Source organism: Streptococcus didelphis DSM 15616, from assembly GCF_000380005.1.
Taxonomy (GTDB): Bacteria; Bacillota; Bacilli; order Lactobacillales; family Streptococcaceae; genus Streptococcus; species Streptococcus didelphis.
On sequence record NZ_KB904188.1, the window covers coordinates 582,076 to 599,400 of the forward strand.

At 33.5% G+C, this 17,325-nt stretch carries 17 protein-coding genes; 1 reads left to right on the plus strand and 16 read right to left on the minus strand.

Annotated elements, in window-relative coordinates; all coding sequences use genetic code 11:
• Positions 1-29 precede the first annotated feature (29 nt).
• A complete protein-coding gene (parE, locus tag A3GU_RS0102945; protein ID WP_018366052.1) occupies positions 30-1,979 on the minus strand; it encodes a DNA topoisomerase IV subunit B in 1,950 nt (649 codons plus the stop codon).
• A gap of 132 nt (positions 1,980-2,111) precedes the next feature.
• Between parE and plsY the strand changes: the two genes are divergently transcribed.
• Positions 2,112-2,750 carry a glycerol-3-phosphate 1-O-acyltransferase PlsY gene (plsY, locus tag A3GU_RS0102950; RefSeq protein ID WP_026216424.1) on the plus strand — a complete coding sequence of 213 codons (639 nt, stop codon included), beginning with the start codon at positions 2,112-2,114 and terminating at the stop codon, positions 2,748-2,750.
• Between the two features lie 23 nt (positions 2,751-2,773).
• Here the strand turns inward: plsY and A3GU_RS0102955 are convergent, their stop codons facing one another.
• The 15 genes from A3GU_RS0102955 to A3GU_RS0103025 form a co-directional block, all read right to left on the minus strand.
• A complete protein-coding gene (locus A3GU_RS0102955) occupies positions 2,774-4,042 on the minus strand; it encodes a dihydroorotase (protein ID WP_018366054.1) in 1,269 nt (422 codons plus the stop codon).
• 26 nt (positions 4,043-4,068) lie between these two features.
• Positions 4,069-4,728, minus strand: a complete 660-nt coding sequence (locus A3GU_RS0102960) for a uracil-DNA glycosylase (RefSeq protein ID WP_018366055.1) — start codon at positions 4,726-4,728, stop codon at positions 4,069-4,071.
• A 110-nt stretch (positions 4,729-4,838) separates the two neighbouring features.
• Entirely contained in the window at positions 4,839-5,495 is a 657-nt protein-coding gene (locus tag A3GU_RS0102965; RefSeq protein WP_018366056.1) for an amino acid ABC transporter permease, read from the minus strand.
• A 24-nt stretch (positions 5,496-5,519) separates the two neighbouring features.
• A complete protein-coding gene (locus tag A3GU_RS0102970) occupies positions 5,520-6,368 on the minus strand; it encodes a transporter substrate-binding domain-containing protein (RefSeq protein WP_026216425.1) in 849 nt (282 codons plus the stop codon).
• A 38-nt stretch (positions 6,369-6,406) separates the two neighbouring features.
• Positions 6,407-7,273 carry a transporter substrate-binding domain-containing protein gene (locus tag A3GU_RS0102975; protein ID WP_018366058.1) on the minus strand — a complete coding sequence of 289 codons (867 nt, stop codon included), beginning with the start codon at positions 7,271-7,273 and terminating at the stop codon, positions 6,407-6,409.
• 118 nt (positions 7,274-7,391) lie between these two features.
• Complete coding sequence (locus tag A3GU_RS0102980) at positions 7,392-8,846, minus strand: amidase (protein WP_018366059.1); 1,455 nt, start codon at positions 8,844-8,846, stop codon at positions 7,392-7,394.
• Between the two features lie 30 nt (positions 8,847-8,876).
• Complete coding sequence (locus A3GU_RS0102985; protein ID WP_018366060.1) at positions 8,877-9,623, minus strand: GNAT family N-acetyltransferase; 747 nt, start codon at positions 9,621-9,623, stop codon at positions 8,877-8,879.
• Positions 9,624-9,698: 75 nt separating this feature from the next.
• A complete protein-coding gene (pyrE, locus tag A3GU_RS0102990) occupies positions 9,699-10,328 on the minus strand; it encodes an orotate phosphoribosyltransferase (protein WP_018366061.1) in 630 nt (209 codons plus the stop codon).
• A gap of 54 nt (positions 10,329-10,382) precedes the next feature.
• Entirely contained in the window at positions 10,383-11,075 is a 693-nt protein-coding gene (gene pyrF, locus A3GU_RS0102995; RefSeq protein ID WP_018366062.1) for an orotidine-5'-phosphate decarboxylase, read from the minus strand.
• Between the two features lie 306 nt (positions 11,076-11,381).
• Positions 11,382-11,933 (minus strand): hypothetical protein, encoded by a 552-nt coding sequence (locus A3GU_RS0103000; protein ID WP_018366063.1) that lies wholly within the window; start codon positions 11,931-11,933, stop codon positions 11,382-11,384.
• A gap of 110 nt (positions 11,934-12,043) precedes the next feature.
• Positions 12,044-13,279, minus strand: coding sequence for a nucleotide sugar dehydrogenase (locus tag A3GU_RS0103005; protein WP_018366064.1), 1,236 nt, complete (start codon positions 13,277-13,279; stop codon positions 12,044-12,046).
• A gap of 24 nt (positions 13,280-13,303) precedes the next feature.
• On the minus strand, positions 13,304-14,716 hold the full coding sequence (locus A3GU_RS09500; protein WP_018366065.1) for a lipopolysaccharide biosynthesis protein: 1,413 nt from the start codon (positions 14,714-14,716) through the stop codon (positions 13,304-13,306).
• Positions 14,703-15,782, minus strand: coding sequence for a glycosyltransferase WbsX family protein (locus A3GU_RS0103015; protein ID WP_018366066.1), 1,080 nt, complete (start codon positions 15,780-15,782; stop codon positions 14,703-14,705). The genes A3GU_RS09500 and A3GU_RS0103015 overlap by 14 nt, the downstream gene beginning before the upstream one ends.
• Before the next feature lie 4 nt (positions 15,783-15,786).
• Entirely contained in the window at positions 15,787-16,692 is a 906-nt protein-coding gene (locus A3GU_RS0103020; protein WP_018366067.1) for a glycosyltransferase, read from the minus strand.
• Complete coding sequence (locus A3GU_RS0103025) at positions 16,679-17,320, minus strand: acyltransferase (RefSeq protein WP_018366068.1); 642 nt, start codon at positions 17,318-17,320, stop codon at positions 16,679-16,681. The genes A3GU_RS0103020 and A3GU_RS0103025 overlap by 14 nt, the downstream gene beginning before the upstream one ends.
• Between the last annotated feature and the right edge of the window lie 5 nt (positions 17,321-17,325).

Sequence of the window (17,325 nt, forward strand, 5' to 3'; positions counted from 1 at the left end):
ATTCCTTTCTTAAGATTGAAAGCAGTCCATTAAAATACTGTATTTTCTTCCAAGGTAAATGTGACATTGTCTTCAATCCATTGGCGACGAGGTGCTGCTTTGTCACCCATAAGGACTGATACACGTCGCTCTGCCCGTGCTAAATCATCTATGGTGACCCTAATTAAGGTTCTGGTTTCAGGGTCCATGGTTGTTTCCCATAACTGATCTGCATTCATTTCACCAAGCCCTTTATAGCGTTGTAACATAGCTCCTTTACCAAATTCCTTGCGAAGATCTTCTAATTCTCCATCTGTCCAAGCATAGGCTAATTTAGCAGTTTTGCCTTTTCCGCGAGACATTTTGTATAAAGGTGGAAGGGCAATATAAACATGGCCTTCTTCAACAAGTGGCCTCATGTAACGATAGAAAAAGGTTAGTAATAAGGTTTGAATATGGGCTCCATCTGTATCCGCATCAGTCATTATAATAACTTTATCATAGTTAATATCTTCTATGGCGAAATCAGCACCCACTCCTGCTCCAATAGTATAAACCATTGTATTGATTTCTTCGTTTTTTAAGATATCAGCCATTTTAGCTTTTTCCGTATTTAAGACCTTACCTCGTAAAGGTAAAATAGCTTGGAATTTACGGTCACGTCCTTGCTTGGCTGAGCCTCCGGCAGAGTCTCCTTCGACCAAGTATAATTCGTTCTTTTTAGGATTTTTAGATTGAGCTGGGGTTAATTTCCCTGAGAGCAAGCCTTTATCTTTCTTATTCTTTTTACCATTTCGGGATTCATCTCTGGCTTTTCGGGCTGCTTCACGAGCATCTCTTGCTTTAATAGCTTTACGAATAAGGTTAGAGGCGAGTTCACCATTTTCTAAGAGGAAAAAAGTCAATTTTTCAGAAACAATCCCCTCTACAACGGGTCTCGCCAAAGGACTACCTAATTTATCCTTTGTTTGCCCTTCAAATTGCAAATGTTGTTCAGGAACTAAAATCGATAAAACAGCTGATAACCCTTCACGGTAATCAGAACCTTCTAAATTTTTATCTTTTTCCTTTAAAAGATTGGTTTTTCGAGCATAGTCATTCATTACCTTAGTAATGGCTGATTTGAAACCTGTTTCGTGACTTCCTCCATCTTTTGTACGCACATTATTAACAAAAGAAAGAATATTATCCGAAAAACCAACATTATACTGAAGGGCAACCTGAACTTGAAAATCTTGCTCTTCTCCTTCGACGTATATAATGGGGGTTAGGGTTTCTTTATCTTCATTTAAGTATTCAACAAAGTCCTGCACACCATTTTCATAATGAAATTCTTCTGTCTGAACTTCTTCTAGGCGTAAATCAGTCAAAGACATTTTTACGTCTTTTAAGAGGAATGCTGACTCTTTCAAACGCTCTGCTATGGTATTAAATTTAAAATCTGTAGTAGAAAAAACAGTATCATCAGGCATGAATGTCACTTTTGTACCTGATTTACTTTTAGGTGCAGTAGCTATTTTTTTTAAAGTAGTAACTGGTTTTCCACCATTTTCGAACCTTTGTTTATAGACAGCCCCATCTCTTGTAATTTCAACTTCGAGCCATTTTGATAAGGCATTAACAACTGAAGAACCTACTCCATGCAGACCTCCGGAGGTCTTATAGCCACCTTGACCAAATTTACCACCAGCATGCAGTACTGTAAAAATAACTTGTACTGTTGGAATACCCATAGCATGTTTTCCAGTCGGCATTCCCCGTCCCTTATCAGAAATACTCACGGAACCATCTTTATTAATGACTACTTTTATTTCATTACCAAAACCTGATAATGCCTCATCAACAGCATTATCTACTATTTCCCAAATGAGATGATGTAAGCCTGTTGCATCAGTTGAGCCAATATACATACCAGGTCTTTTTCGAACAGCGTCCAAACCTTCTAAAACCTGAATGGCATCATCATTATAGTTGTTTATTGTTATTTCTTTTTTAGCCAAGAGTATCCTCCAGATAATTTCATCTTTTTTTATCTTACAAGTTTTTCTAAGAATTTGCAAAATTATTTTTTAAATTTATTAATTTTTTTACTTTATTATTTCTATATTGGTCTTTATGGTATAATAAGAAGTATGAAGTTACTATTATTAATTATAATGGCCTATTTGTTAGGCTCTATTCAAACTGGTCTATGGATTGGCCAGCATTTTTATCATGTCAATCTCCGAAAATATGGCTCGGGAAATACAGGAACTACTAATACCTTTAGAATACTTGGTTTTAAAGCTGGTATAACAACCTTAGCTATTGATATTCTAAAAGGAACTTTAGCTACCTTACTTCCTGTCCTTTTTGGGCTAGGCTCTGTTCCTCCTTTACTCCTTGGTTTTTTTGCTGTTTTAGGTCATACCTTTCCTATTTTTGTAAAATTTAAAGGAGGTAAGGCAGTTGCGACAAGTGCTGGTGTTTTACTAGGATATGCGCCTCTTTATTGCCTTTTCTTAGCTGTTGCATTTCTTATTATACTGTATCTATTTAGCATGATTTCCTTATCCAGCATTATAGTTTCCCTACTAGCTGTGATAACTGTACTTATTTTTCCAGCAATGCATTTTTTATTAGCAAGCTATGATATTCTTTTAATCGTTATTATTATGTCATTAGCCTCACTCATTATTTATCGGCATAAAGACAATATCGATAGAATAAAAAAAGGCCAAGAAAACCTTGTTCCATGGGGTTTAAATCTAAGTAAACAAAAGAAAAAATAAACTTCCTGCTTGGAAGTTTATTTTTATGCTTTATAAACTACTTGTCCATCTGCAATAGTATATTTCACAAGTCCCTTAAGCTTTTCACCAATAAAGGGTGAATTACTTGCTTTAGAAGCGAAGTCTGGACTTACTTTTCTTTCTGCATTAGCATCAAAAATAAGAATATCTGCTGGTCCATTCTCAGCAATATAGCCTGCTTCAAAGGAATATAACTGCGCTGGGTTAAGACTCATTTTCTCTAACAAAGCCATCAACGACAAATGTCCTGGATTAACCAAATAAGTAATTCCCAGCGACAAGGAAGTCTCTAAGCCAGTCATTCCTGAAGGAGCTTCCCAAACTTTTTCAACCTTTTTTTCATCTTTATGATGTGGGGCATGGTCAGTAGCTATAATAGATATGACACCACTCTTTAGCCCTTCTATGACTGCTAAACGATCACTTTCCTTTCGTAAAGGAGGATTCATTTTTGCATCCGCACCAGCCTCTAATAATAATGTTTCAGTTTTTGAGAAATGCTGGGGAGCAACTTCTGCCGTCACTTTAGCTCCCATTTTCTGAGCAAATTCTACTATCTTAACTGACTCTGCTTTTGAAAGATGCTGAATGTGGACGTGGGCATCACAATCATAAGCTATCATAGCATCACGCGCAATCATACTATATTCTGCCACACCACTTGCACCACAGATATTAAAGTGCTCTCTTGCAATATCCTCATTTAAGCCTGGTAGACCATTTAAGTTTGGATCTTCCTCATGTAAAGAGATAAAGCAATCATTTTCTTTTGCTAGCCTAAGCGCTTCTCTCAAGACCTTAGAATTTTCCAGTGGAATCCCATCATCAGAAAAACCAACAGCACCAGCCTTTTTTAAAGAAGCAAAATCTGTTATCTGTTCTCCATCAAATGACTTAGTAACACTTGCATTAGTATATATGTGAATACTTTCTTTAGCTGCACTTGCTAAGACTTCTTTTAGAGTTGTCACATCAGAAATAACTGGATTAGTATTAGCCATCATCACAACGGTAGTCACACCACCCTTAGCAGCTGCTAAAGCGCCAGTATGAATATCTTCTTTATGTGTTTGTCCTGGTTCCCTAAAATGGACATGAATATCCACTAAGCCTGGGGCAACTATCAGACCCTCAGCATCAATAAGGTGTGCTTGCTCTGCTTGGATATCTTGATCAATTTTTTTGATTTTTTTATCTTCGATTAAAATATCTACTAGGCCATCAAATTGTGACTTGGGATCTATTAGACGCCCATTCTTTATTAATAACATATAACTCCTTTTGACTTGTTACTAGTTTACTCTAGCCAATTAATCGGCTGGATTCCTTTTGCACTTAGAAATGCATTTGTTTGAGAAAAGGGTTTACTTCCGAAAAAGCCTCGATAAGCTGAAAGAGGGCTTGGATGAGGACTTTCTATTATTTTATGAATCGGGTTAGTAATAAGGGACTTTTTCCTTCTTGCAAATCCTCCCCATAAGATAAACACTACAGGTTCTTCCTTGCTATTAACAACTTTAATAATAGCATCGGTAAAAGGTTCCCAGATTAAACCAGAATGAGCATTTGCTGTATGTTCAGGTACTGTTAAACAAGCATTTAACAATAAGACACCTTGCTTAGCCCAAGAACTTAAATCATGGTGATTGCGTTTTCCAATATCTTCTTCCAACTCCTTGAGAATATTTTGGAGAGAAGGCGGCGCAGGAATACTATCTGGGACTGAAAAAGATAAGCCTTGTGCCTGATTAGGTCCATGATAAGGGTCTTGACCAAGAAGTAAGACTTTGGTTTTTTCATAGGGTGTTTCCAGTAAAGCATTAAAAACTTTTTCACGAGGAGGATAGATAACCCCTTGACTATAAACCTGGTCCATAAACTGATTAATCTTAGCAAAATAATGCTTTGGCAACTCTTCTTTTATTTTGTTATGCCAAGTTGAATGTTCTTCCATCATTAGCCTTTCTAAAACTTATAGTCATTGTTTATTCTTAGAACATATTTTAACATAAATTTCAAGCAAAAACCCTAGAAATAAAATCTTCTAGGGTTAAATATATGATAAAGCTATTGAGGAAGTTGTAACTTAGCTTCCAATTGAGCTTGAAAATGTTCAAAAACATAGCAAAGTAGCCAGTAGATAAAGGCAACTAAAACGTACATAGACATATAATCCCATTCTCTTCCACCAACAATTTTGGCGTTTTGAAAAATATCTGGGACAGTAATCATAGCTGCCAAGGAAGAACTTTTTATCATATCTACAGCTACATTTCCTAAAGGTGGAATAGCAATCCTAACAGCTTGTGGCAAAATAACCTTTTTAATAATGATTCTATTAGATAAACCTAAGGACCTAGCAGCCTCCCACTGTCCTAAATCAACAGCATTAATAGAGGAACGAAAAATCTCTGATATATAGGCTGAACTGACTAAACTAAAACCTATATAGGCACATAAAAGTGCAGGTAGTTGAACACTAAAGTAAGGTAGCCCAAAATAGAGCATGAACAAGACTACAATCATGGGCACTCCACGCATAATCGAAACATAGACCTTAACCAGTCTTTTTAGAATAGCATTCTGAGAACGACCGAAAATAGCCAGGAGAATTCCAAAGGAAATACCAGTTATAAAACTAAGACCTGAAATACCAATAGTATAAGGCAGACCTGATAAAACAAACCAGATGCTATCTTTGATGAGCTGAAAATTAATAAACATATTCTACTTCCATTAAGACTTTACTTATTCAACGTCTGAGACATCAATTTTTTTAAAGTCATATTTTTTTTCTTTTGAAACATCTTGTCCTGCAAAGAATTTCTTAGAAAGCTTAGTTAAGGTGCCATCTTTTTTCATCTCTTCTAAAGCTTTGTTCATTTTCTTTTGAAGGGTCTTATTACCAAGTTTTAGAGCAAAATTAGATTCAGAAGGGTTATAATACACATCTTTTAAAACTTTAACTGGGATTTCTGGTAATGCTTTTGAAGCCATTGTTTGAAGATAGAAATCATTTAAGATTACATCTGTTCTACCATTAGCAACGTCTTGAAGGTAAACATCATTAGTAACATTGTCATAGATAACCAATTCTGCTCCAAATTTTTTAGCTACTTTCATATAAGAAGTTGTTGAAGCACCAGCAGCCTTCTTACCTTTCAAATCTTTTAAAGATTTAATTCCAGAATCATCTGATTGACGAACAATCATTGACCCAAATGAATACTTATGTGAATCAGTATAAAGGAACTTTTTAGCATTTTTACTATCTTTTTCAATAGAATAGCCAGCAACATCAATCTGTCCACTGTTTAAGGCAGATAACATCCCATCAACACCCATCTCAGTAAATTTAATGTTTAAGTTAAGACGTTTTCCAATTTCTTTTATAATCTCAACATCGTAACCTGTTAACTTATTTTGTTTATCATGGAATGACTGTGGAAAAAGTGTTCCTGAAGTTGCAACCTTTAAAGTGCCTCTTTCTTGAATGGCTTTCCAGTTAGCGTCTGCATTTGAACCTTTAGTGCCGCCGCAAGCTACTAGTAAAACACTTACAAATACGGCTATCATCGTTAAACATAATCGTTTCATTTTTTGAGCTCCTTTTATCTTCTTAATGATGTTTTTTCTTATTCTACTGACGAAGTGTCAATAACTGGAATTTTTTTCGTTTTCCCAAAAGCTTGGGTTAGGTCTTGTCCGGCATAATAGGTTGTAGAGATTTTTTTAAGACTACCATCTTTTTTCATTTCCTTAATGACAGCATTAACTTTTTCTGCCAAAGCCTTATCCTTTTTACGCATAACAATTCCTTGCTTGGTTGGGTTATACTGGACATCACTCATTTTGATATTCATATCCGGGTTTTTAGATAACATGTAATCCACAAAAAGTTTTTGAGCGGGATAGTCATTAGGAATAAAGTCTGTTCTTCCATTGGCGACATCATTAAGATAAACGTCACCAGTGACATTATCATAAGTAACTAATTCAGCCCCTTGCTTTTGAGCGACTTTCATGTATTCTGTTCCAGAAGCCCCTGCTGCTTTTTTACCCTTCCAGTCACTTAAATCTGATTTAGATATATGAGAACTTCCATCTGCACGGACAATCATTCCTCCAACCCCATATTTATAAGGCGTTGACATATAGTATTTCTTTTGACGTTTTGGTGTGATGTCAAAATTATTAAGTGACATATCCACTCGGCCACTATCTACCGTTGTAAATGCTTGATCAAAACCAGTCTCAACAAATTTAACCTTGATATCAAGTCTTTTAGCGATTTCTTTAACCATATCAACTTCATAACCGACTAATTGGTTCTTATCATTGTAATAAGAAGTTGGCTGATAAGTTCCTGGCGTAGCAACTTTTATCACACCTTTTTCTTTAATCTTATCCCAACTGTGATCTTGGGCAGTTTTATGAGACGAACAGGCTGATAAGAAAAGACCAGCAAGTCCGATTGATAGTAAAGCTACTTGTTTTTTCATATAAACTCCTTTTCTTAATAAAAATAGTATAACATTCTAATCTATTAAAGTCAGTGGCAAAGACTTAGCATTAAAAAAAGCTAATCTATAATAGATTAACTGTTTTATAATATCCTTATTATGGTACTTTTAGAAGCTTTGCCTCTTCAAATTTTTCTGCTAAAGCTAGAAGAAGGTCTTCATGCCCTTTATTGGCAAAGAATTGAATTCCCATAGGTAGTCCTTCTTTAGTTTCATAAATAGGCAGACTAATGGCAGGATTTCCGGTTAGATTTGCAATAGCTGGATAGGGATTGATGGCTAAACTGCTATTAAACATGTCTTCGATTAACCGCAAACGATCGTTAGGGCTAAACTCTTCTGCACGGCTTAACTGGTTCAGCAAAGGATCTGATACCTGCAAAGCACCATGTTTAGGAGCAGGACTATTGGTTGTAAAAGTCAGCAATAAATCATATTTTTGATGAAACTGAGCCATTTTGGCACTGTATTTATCCCAGTTTTCTAAGGCTTTTGAATAGCGAAAAGCTAAGATTGGCTTACCTGCTTGATAAATAGCCCATGTCATAATTTCCATATCATCCTTAGTGACAGCTCGACCAAGAGAATTCTCAATATTGTCAAACATAGCTGCTGTCTCAACAGCATTCATTACATAATAATCTCTAATCACCTCAGACATGTCAAACGGTAACTCTTCCAAATTAATCACTTGATGACCTTCTTGCTCTAAAAATTGACTAGCCTCTTGCAAGGCCTTTTGACTATCTTCTGATGCCAATTGCCCATCAATCAATTTCTGATAGACCCCAATTGTTAGGGGCTTTTTAAGTGAAGCTATAAGAGCTTTTTTTGATAAAGGGCTCAAGGGAAAAGGGCTTTCAGGTTGAAAGGCTTGTAAGCCTAAAAAAAGGTTACGGGTATCTCTGACCGACTTGGTTAAAGCAAAGTGAACAGAAGCTCCTTGCCAGCCACGATAAGAAGCAGGTCCCATGGGAATCCGACCCCTACTTGGTTTTAAGCCTATTAAGCCATTAAAAGACGCTGGAATACGAATAGAACCTCCTCCATCACTTGCTGGAGCTAACTGGCTAATCCCTGAAGCCACCAAGGCAGCAGCTCCTCCAGACGACCCACCGGCATTTCGGCTATAATCTATAGGCAGATTAACAGCTCCATGCAGCTGACTATCACTAATGTTTTTAAAACCAAATTCTGGTGTATTAGTCTTTCCTAATACAATAAAGCCCAAATCTATTAAGGATTGAACAAAATGGCTAGTCTGACTAGGATAATAATTTTGAAATAAGGATGAACCTGATGTCGAGGGAAGACCAGTTAAATCTTGCCCTAAATCCTTAATAAAGATAGGAACCCCAGCAAAAGGTTTTTGGTTAAAATTCCTAACTTTTGCTTCTGACCTAGCTGCTTCGTATCGATTTGAAACAATAGCATTGATTTGTGGATTAATAGCTTCTGCCTTTTTAATAGTTTCTTCTACTATTTCAAGTGCTGATATGTCATGATTCCTAACAGCTTCAGCTATGGCTGAGGCATCTTTAAACCTGTCCATACATACTCCCTTCATTCCTTTATTCTATAGCTAGCTCTTACGACTACTGCGTAAAGCAGTCCAGTAATAAGCTACTTCTTTATAGCCTTGATGCTCATACATTTTCCGATTTATTTCTTTAGATACAAGGATTAGCTTATTATAGCCTTCACTTGCTTTTAATTGCAAAGCAGAACCAATACCTCTACCTTGATACTCTTTTACAACACTGAAATCATCTATCTCAACATAGTCGTCAAAATACCAAGCCGTCACATCACCTACTAATTTGTTTCCTTCTCTAGCAATATAGATTCTAGAACCTTTCTCAGGTAGATTGTGCTTGTTAAATTCAAACATGAGCTTCGCAAAATCTTCACCAAATTCTAAATTTTGATGGTATTTTAAATCTAAATAAGCTGGCAACCATTCTTTATCCAGCTCTTCAATGAGAATATTTTTTAAGTCAGCTCTTCTAAGCTTGAGATTTTCCAACTTATTAGTAAATATGATATGTTTAGACAAGATAAAGCCTTCTTCTTCCAAATAGGCTACTGTCGATTTAGTAAGGTCTTCTTTTTCTGCAAAAAAGAGCATGGCATAATCCCTTTTATAGTCTTTCTGCTCAGCTTGCAAATAGCTTAAATCCTTTTTTATCTCTTCTAAGCTTGGCATTTTCTTATAATCTAAATAATTAGAGTAATGACGCTCAGCCATCTTGTCATCTTTAAAATGAACATATCTTTCATTTTCCTTATAAGCTTGACTATAGGTAGCTAATAATTCCTTAAGTGTCATCTCTATACCTCATTACTCTAGTTTTTATTATTATAACATGTCATATCTAAAAAAGCAGATTCCTCTGCTTTTTCCTTACTCATTCCAGTTTTTTTGATCTCTTTTAAATTTTTCTAATAAAGATAGATCATCAGCATTAATGTAACCGTTGGCTGCTGCTACTTTGATTAATTCAGAATAGTTGGTTAGGGTCACTAATTCAATACCAGCCTGCTTAAAATTCTCCTGAGCTTTGGGTAACTCATATGTAAAAATAGCTAGCACTCCCAAGACTTCAGCTCCTTCACGGATAGCTGTCGCTGCTGCGTCAAGAACTGATCCTCCTGTTGAAATCAAATCTTCAATAATTACCATCTTTTGACCTTTTAAAAGACGGCCTTCAATCTGGTTCCCGGCCCCATGATCCTTAGGTTTATTACGAATATAGGTAAAAGGCAGCTCCATTTTATCAGCAATAATTGCTCCGTGGGGAATTCCAGCAGTTGCTGTTCCTGCAATGACTTCAACTTGTGGGTAATGCTTTTTTATAGATGCTACAAAGCCATTTTCAATTAAGGTCCTTGTATCAGGATAAGATAGAGTCAAACGATTATCTGTATAAATAGGTGATTTAATGCCAGATGCCCATGTAAAGGGATCCTGAGGCTTTAAATAAACAGCCTGAATACTTAGTAGGTCTTTTGCAATTTGAGATGCTAATGTCATGTTTACTCCTTTATAGATAGTAGTTGAGAAAAATTAATATGGCTGTTTTGTTACTCAGGCATTCCAGTCAGCTTTTATAGCATAATAGGAAGTCATAGGGTCCTGTGCCTGCGTAATAGGACGCCCTACTACTATATAGTCACTGCCAATAACTTTAGCTTCATAAGGGGTCATAACCCGCTTTTGATCCCCAATTTCTGCTCCTTGAGGGCGAATGCCTGGTGTTAAACAGACAAAATTTTGAGGAGTCACTGACTTAATAGCTTCTACTTCATGGGCCGAACACACTACACCATCTAGCTTTGCTTCTGCCGTTTTTTGAGCATAATGTAAAACAGATTCTAACAGACTTGTCTGAATATTTTGATCTTCCTGCATTTGTGACTCACTGGTTGAGGTTAATTGCGTCACTGCAATAAGTATTGGCCCTTCACCTAATCCTTGACGAGCTGCCTTTAACATTTCAAGCCCACCTGCAGCCTGGACAGTTGTCATATCAATACCCATTTTAGCAAGAACCTGCATTGTTGACTGGACAGTATTTGGAATGTCATGAAGTTTCAAGTCTAGAAAAACACTGTGCCCCCTTGACTTAAGATAGTGGACAATTTCAGGTCCAAGGGCATAATACAATTCCATACCAATCTTGACATATAATTTTTCAGTGCTAGGAAAAAGACTTAAAAAAGTTTTTACCTGATCAAAAGAAGCAAAATCTAAAGCTATAATTGGGCGTGCCTCACGCATATCTATCCTCCTGTATATCTTTACTACAAATTCTAAAGAACTACAAATTCTAAAGACAATAAAAACCTTACTTCCAAGAAGCAAGGCTACACAAAATGTAGAGCATCAAATACTCTTTTTCCCTGTGAACCTTATTCGCCTCTCTGGACTCATTTAAAGGTATAGTGTTTTGAGTATTATAGCCTTTTTTCTAAGAAGTGTCAAAGACTAATAACAATTCCGACAAATAAAGATCTCTCACATCACTAAAAAGCAAGATAAAAGACCTGGTCAACACTTGCGACTAGGTCTTAGAAATGATGTGTCTTAGTGCTCTAGAGAAAATTGAGCTTCAAATGACATTTGTTTAGGTCCCTGGTAATGTTTGCGAAAAGCCTCTTCCTCAATATTAACCATCTTGATTTGTTCATATAAAACTGGAGGAACGGGGACTTCTTTCAAGGACATAATAATAATTTTTAGAGAAGAAAAAACATCAATTAAAACTCCAAAAACACGAATGCGTTTATCTCCTAATATAGCCTGAAAAACTTCCTTAGATTGACAAAGGCTAACTAAGTTGTCTAAACCTTTTACCCAATTTTCAACAATCTGTAAGGTTTTATCCATAAGCTTGAAGGCATTTTCTTCATACCAAAAAGTGGACTCAATCAGACGTTGTTGCTTATCTAGCGTATTAACTGCATCCACAATTTGTCCTAATTCAGACTGGACAAGATGGGCAGAAAAACTAGCTCCCAAGATGGAAGGTGTCCTTTCAACAAGCTTTAATTCATCCTTAAAAAGCGTCAAATAGTGAATACTGACCAATAATTTTTGTATTAAAACTTTGTGACCATTTTGCTCAGCTAGACTCATATGACACCGTCCTTCTCTCACTCTACCAGGGAAAACTATACTATTAATATAACACAAGAAAATTAAAAGAGCAATGAAATTACCTAGGCATTCTAATCTAAAAATAGGTCTTAATCCCTACCAAAAAGGTCTCTCGTATAAACTTTATATTTAACATCATCTAAAAAACTATCGTAACGATTAGCAATAATTGCTTGAGACTGTTCTTTAAAAGAATTAAGATTATTGACAATTTCACTTCCAAAGAAAGTGGTACCGTCTTCCAGACTAGGTTCAAAAATAATCACCTTAGCTCCCTTAGCCTTGATACGTTTCATAACCCCTTGAATAGAGGATTGCCTAAAATTATCACTATTACTTTTCATGGTCAAACGGTAAACACCCACCGTAACTTCTTTTTCCTTTTCTGGATCAAAAGAACTAGACCCTTCATAAGCACCTGCAAGTTCAAGGACTCTCTCAGCAATAAAATCTTTTCTGGTACGATTGCTCTCAACAATGGCTGACATCATATTTTGAGGAACCTTGTTATAATTAGCTAATAATTGCTTTGTATCTTTAGGTAAACAATAGCCCCCATAGCCAAAGGATGGATTATTATAATGATTTCCAATACGTGGATCTAAACCAACACCATCAATGATAGCCTTTGTATCAAGCCCCTTACTTTCAGCATAGGTATCCAATTCATTAAAATAAGAAACCCTTAATGCAAGATAGGTATTGGAAAATAATTTAACAGCCTCGGCCTCAGTAAAGCCCATGATAAGCGTAGCAATATCTTCTTTCACAGCTCCTTGCTGAAGTAAACCAGCAAATTCCTCAGCTTTTTCCATTAGGCTAGTATCAGATTGATCTGTCCCTACGATAATCCGACTTGGATAAAGATTATCATACAAAGCCTTAGATTCACGCAAAAACTCTGGACTAAATAAAAGCTTGTCTAGTTTGTATTTCTCTCGCAGAAGCTCTGTATAGCCTACAGGAACCGTTGATTTAATAACTATAGTTGCTTGGGAATTGAACTTTTGAACTGTTTCAATAACAGCCTCAACAGCACTTGTATCAAAGAAATCTCGCTTACTATCATAATTTGTCGGTGCTGCAACAACAACAAATTCTGCATCACAATAAGCCTCCTCAGCATCTAAAGTAGCTGTCAAATGTAGGTCTTTTTCTGCTAAAAAACGTTCAATTTCCTTATCTTGAATAGGAGACCTTTTTTGATTAATCAAATTAACCTTTTCAGGAATAATATCGACAGCCATCACCTGATGATGCTGGGCCAAAAGCACAGCAATTGAAAGCCCCACATAACCCGTACCCGCCACTGCAATTTTTTTCATTAATTTGAACCTTTCAGATTAATATTACCCCTTAAAAAATGAATAATATTCTTTAAATTTATTTTTAAATGAAAATGTTGTAATAAAAATTAATGTTATAAGGTAAACAGAATTTGCCAAATAATCGTTATTAATACTTGAACAAGCATAAAATATTAATATCACATTAATTAGATACAAAAAATTTTTTATTCCATTGTAGCCATAATTATTAATAAAATATTTTTCAACATATAAATACCAAATTAACATCGTAATAATAAAAACATAAGATATGTAGATAGAATTTTTGAAAAAATAAATAACTAATAAATTTAGCAATATTGAAATAGCTAGCACGATTGTTGACTTTTTAAAAAAAATAATATTTTTTCCTAAAACTTTATAATAGTTGTGCATTATTACAGTTACTGCTGAACTGATAATTATCCCAGGAAATATAATTCTAAATAATACTAATGAATCAGCATATTTTGGTAAAAACCATTCGATACATAGTTTCAATGGAAAGTAACTGGAAATAAGAAAACTAACAACTATCAAAATAATACTTAATAAAGATGAAAATGAATTCCTAACATCTTGCTGTGATTTTCTTTTTAAAGTAGGATAAATAACAGTAGCAATAGCTGATGTTGCAACCGTTACTAATGATACCATACTAAATGCGAACGAGTATTTTGCATAAGTGGTATTATCAAAAAATATATTAACAAATTGTCTATCCAGAGTTAATATTAAAGTTGATGTGATATTGGCAAATAACAAGGGAAACCCAATCTTAATAAATAATAAAAAATCTTTTGCAACTATAAAGATATTTCCATTTGTTCCAAATGAAATATCTTTATATCTGACAAGATACCACCCCATATTAATACAATTTATTAAACTAACTCCCAAAATATAAATTTCATATTTTGGGATATATTCATATTTTATATTCAATATCAAAAAACAAACTAATAAAATATTTAATATACTTTGAAAAAATCTTACAATAGAGTATTCACTAAATCTCAATGTTATTTGAGAAATTTGCTGATAATAGCCTGTAATATTTAAAAAAATAATATTAAAAGAAACCATTAAAAAAACAAATTGTGATTGACCATCAAGAAAAAAAAATGAAATTAAACTTAGGATAAAAGCAAAAATAAAATTTATTACTGCAAATCCCTTAAAATAGGATCTAAAGAGAGTTTTATTTAATTGATCATAGTCTTTTCCACCATATTCAAGTACTATACCATCAACAATACCTAAACTGCACAAACCAATATATGTTAAATACAGAGTAAATGTTTTATAAACTCCATATCCTTCAATTGATAATAGTTTTGGGACAATGAATCCAGTTAAAATTCCAACCAATATTGTCACAAAATTACTTGTACCTACTTGCAATATACTATATATAGTTTTATTTTTTTTCATAGTGATTTTTTATTTCTTTTATTACTTTTAATTTCTCTAAATCATAAAAATTATCGGGCTCCAAAATTGCACCCTCACCCCATTCATTCCATGCATCAAAAACTAAAAAAGAATGGTTATTATCGATTGATTTTTTATATTGAATTTCAAAACATCTTTTAAATCTTTCAATACTAAAGTTCATAAAAATAGTTCCATTACTTTTATGTCTAGGTGTGTTATCCCATTCTCCAAACATACCATAACAATGTTCTTTCTCAGAATATACACGATTCTCCATTATAGTACAAACTTTATCGTAATTGAAAAAATTTGTCATAATATTTAATTTTAATTCTCTTTTTAAAAATCGTTTTATTTTATGATATGTATGCACATGTTTCATATCATTAAAAGTTGTAAAAGTAGGTTCAAAGTCAAAACAAGAATCAAAATATTTTTTATTCCATACTAAATTCTTACCACCTAAAGTCTGAACAAAATAAATTCCAGAAAAGCCTTCCGATATCGCTTTCGCATTCCAAATTTCTATATATCGTTCAAAATTTGGTATATCTTCATAGTTATAAATTACAAACACGGGTTTATTATCAATTTTTATGTATCGTTTATCTTTAAAAAATTTCAACAAATATTTAAAATGATCATATATTTCTTCATCAGTACCAGCATACTCTTGTTTCCTTAACATTTCTCTGTTATAAGAAAACCAAGTTCTCATCCAGTCGTGATTCGCCCATGAGAAACAATAATCAATATTGATATTCGGATTTTTAAGAATAATCTCGGATGGTTTTTCTAAAAGCTTTTTACCTTTAGAATAATAGTTATAGATGACAAAACCATCAATTCCATATCGATTTGCCAAACCAACTTGATTAACAATTGCATCCTTTTTTGATAAATCATAATAGCCTTGTTTTGGAATTTTAGGTTGTTTTGTATGTTTGTTTATTTCTGAGGCACTTCTAACAACGTTCCACTCAGTAAAATCCTTCCCCCACCACTCATCATTCTCTTTTATCGAATGGAATTGTGGCAGATATAATGCTAAAATTTTTGTCATATTCTTACTTCCATTTCCGTATTAAATTCATAGTGATTTTTTTTGATGTACCAATAATTGTCCATAAAAATAGTAGTTTCAAAGAAACTAATTGTTCTAAGTATTTTCTTATTATAATTGAATTTTCATTCCAACCATTTTTTAAAGCCAAAATATATTCATTTCTCAACTTTTTTATTTTACTTTCAGGATACTTTTCATAATATTTTTTGTGAATTTTTAATAATGAATTCAATCCCTGAACTTTATTTGTGTTATTATTCGAAATAGATTCATCGGAAATGCGATAATAGGTTAAAGGCTTGTTAATATATATTATTTCCCCTAAAGGTAATATTCTTAACCATAATTCTTGATCTTGATAGGATTTCATATTTTCATTTAATCCACCTGAATTGAGTAAAGCATTCTTATTAATCATAACATTAGAGAAGCCACCCAAAAAATTATCATATAATAAAGTCTCTAATTGCTTTTCTTTTATTGGGTATTTTCTTTTAGATATTTTCGACCCTTTTTCATTAAACATGATAATATCACTATAAATTAATACTGGTTTGTTATCAAAAAATTTCGAAAATAATTCAATTCTCGATTTATCCCAATAATCATCATCATCCAAAAATGAGATAAATGTTCCTTTAGTCTTCATTACACCAATATTTCTTGCATAATTAGCTCCATGAGGTCCATTATTAATTATATACCTCACTCTGCTTTGATAATTTAATATTAATTCTTGAATAAGATCATTCTCAATATAATTAGGACAGTCATTTACAACAATTAATTCAATATTCTTATAAGTTTGATTTAAAACGGAATCAATCGCTTTTTTTAATATACTTACAGGTCTTTTATAAGTTGTCAATATTACAGTTACTAATTCTGAAGAATTATTGTTCAACATTTTTCTCCCTTTTTAAATTTTTTAAAAACTTTGCAGGATTTCCACCAAAAATAGTATTCGCAGGCACATTTTTTGTAACTACTGACCCAGCAGCAATAATGCTATTCTGTTCAATAGTAACACCAGGCAAAATTGAAACATTTTCACCTATCCAAACATTCTCTTCTATAATAATAGGTCCTTTTGAAAACAAAAATCTATTATTGGGAGCTATTTTATAATCACTATCATTATTTAAACCATGATTATGATCTATTATTAATACATTCGATCCAATTAATACATTATCATTAATTTCAAGAGAGTTAATTATACCGATATGACAGTTACTTCCAAAAGATACGTTATTTCCAATTGATATCATTGGACTAAATTGTTTATTATTATGATAATCCCATGCTTCTAATTTACTAAAATAGCCAAGCTTGAAGTTATTACCAATTGACATATATTTAAGTCCTTTTATACTTAAAGGCTTATATATTAATATATTACTTCCTGAGTGTTTAGAATGTTTAATAACATACTTCTGGTAAGAATATATTGAAAATAATAAAAAAATGTTAGATATTTTTTGTTTAATGTCAACAAAATTAGCAAATGAAATATTATATATTAATTTTTTCAATTTTA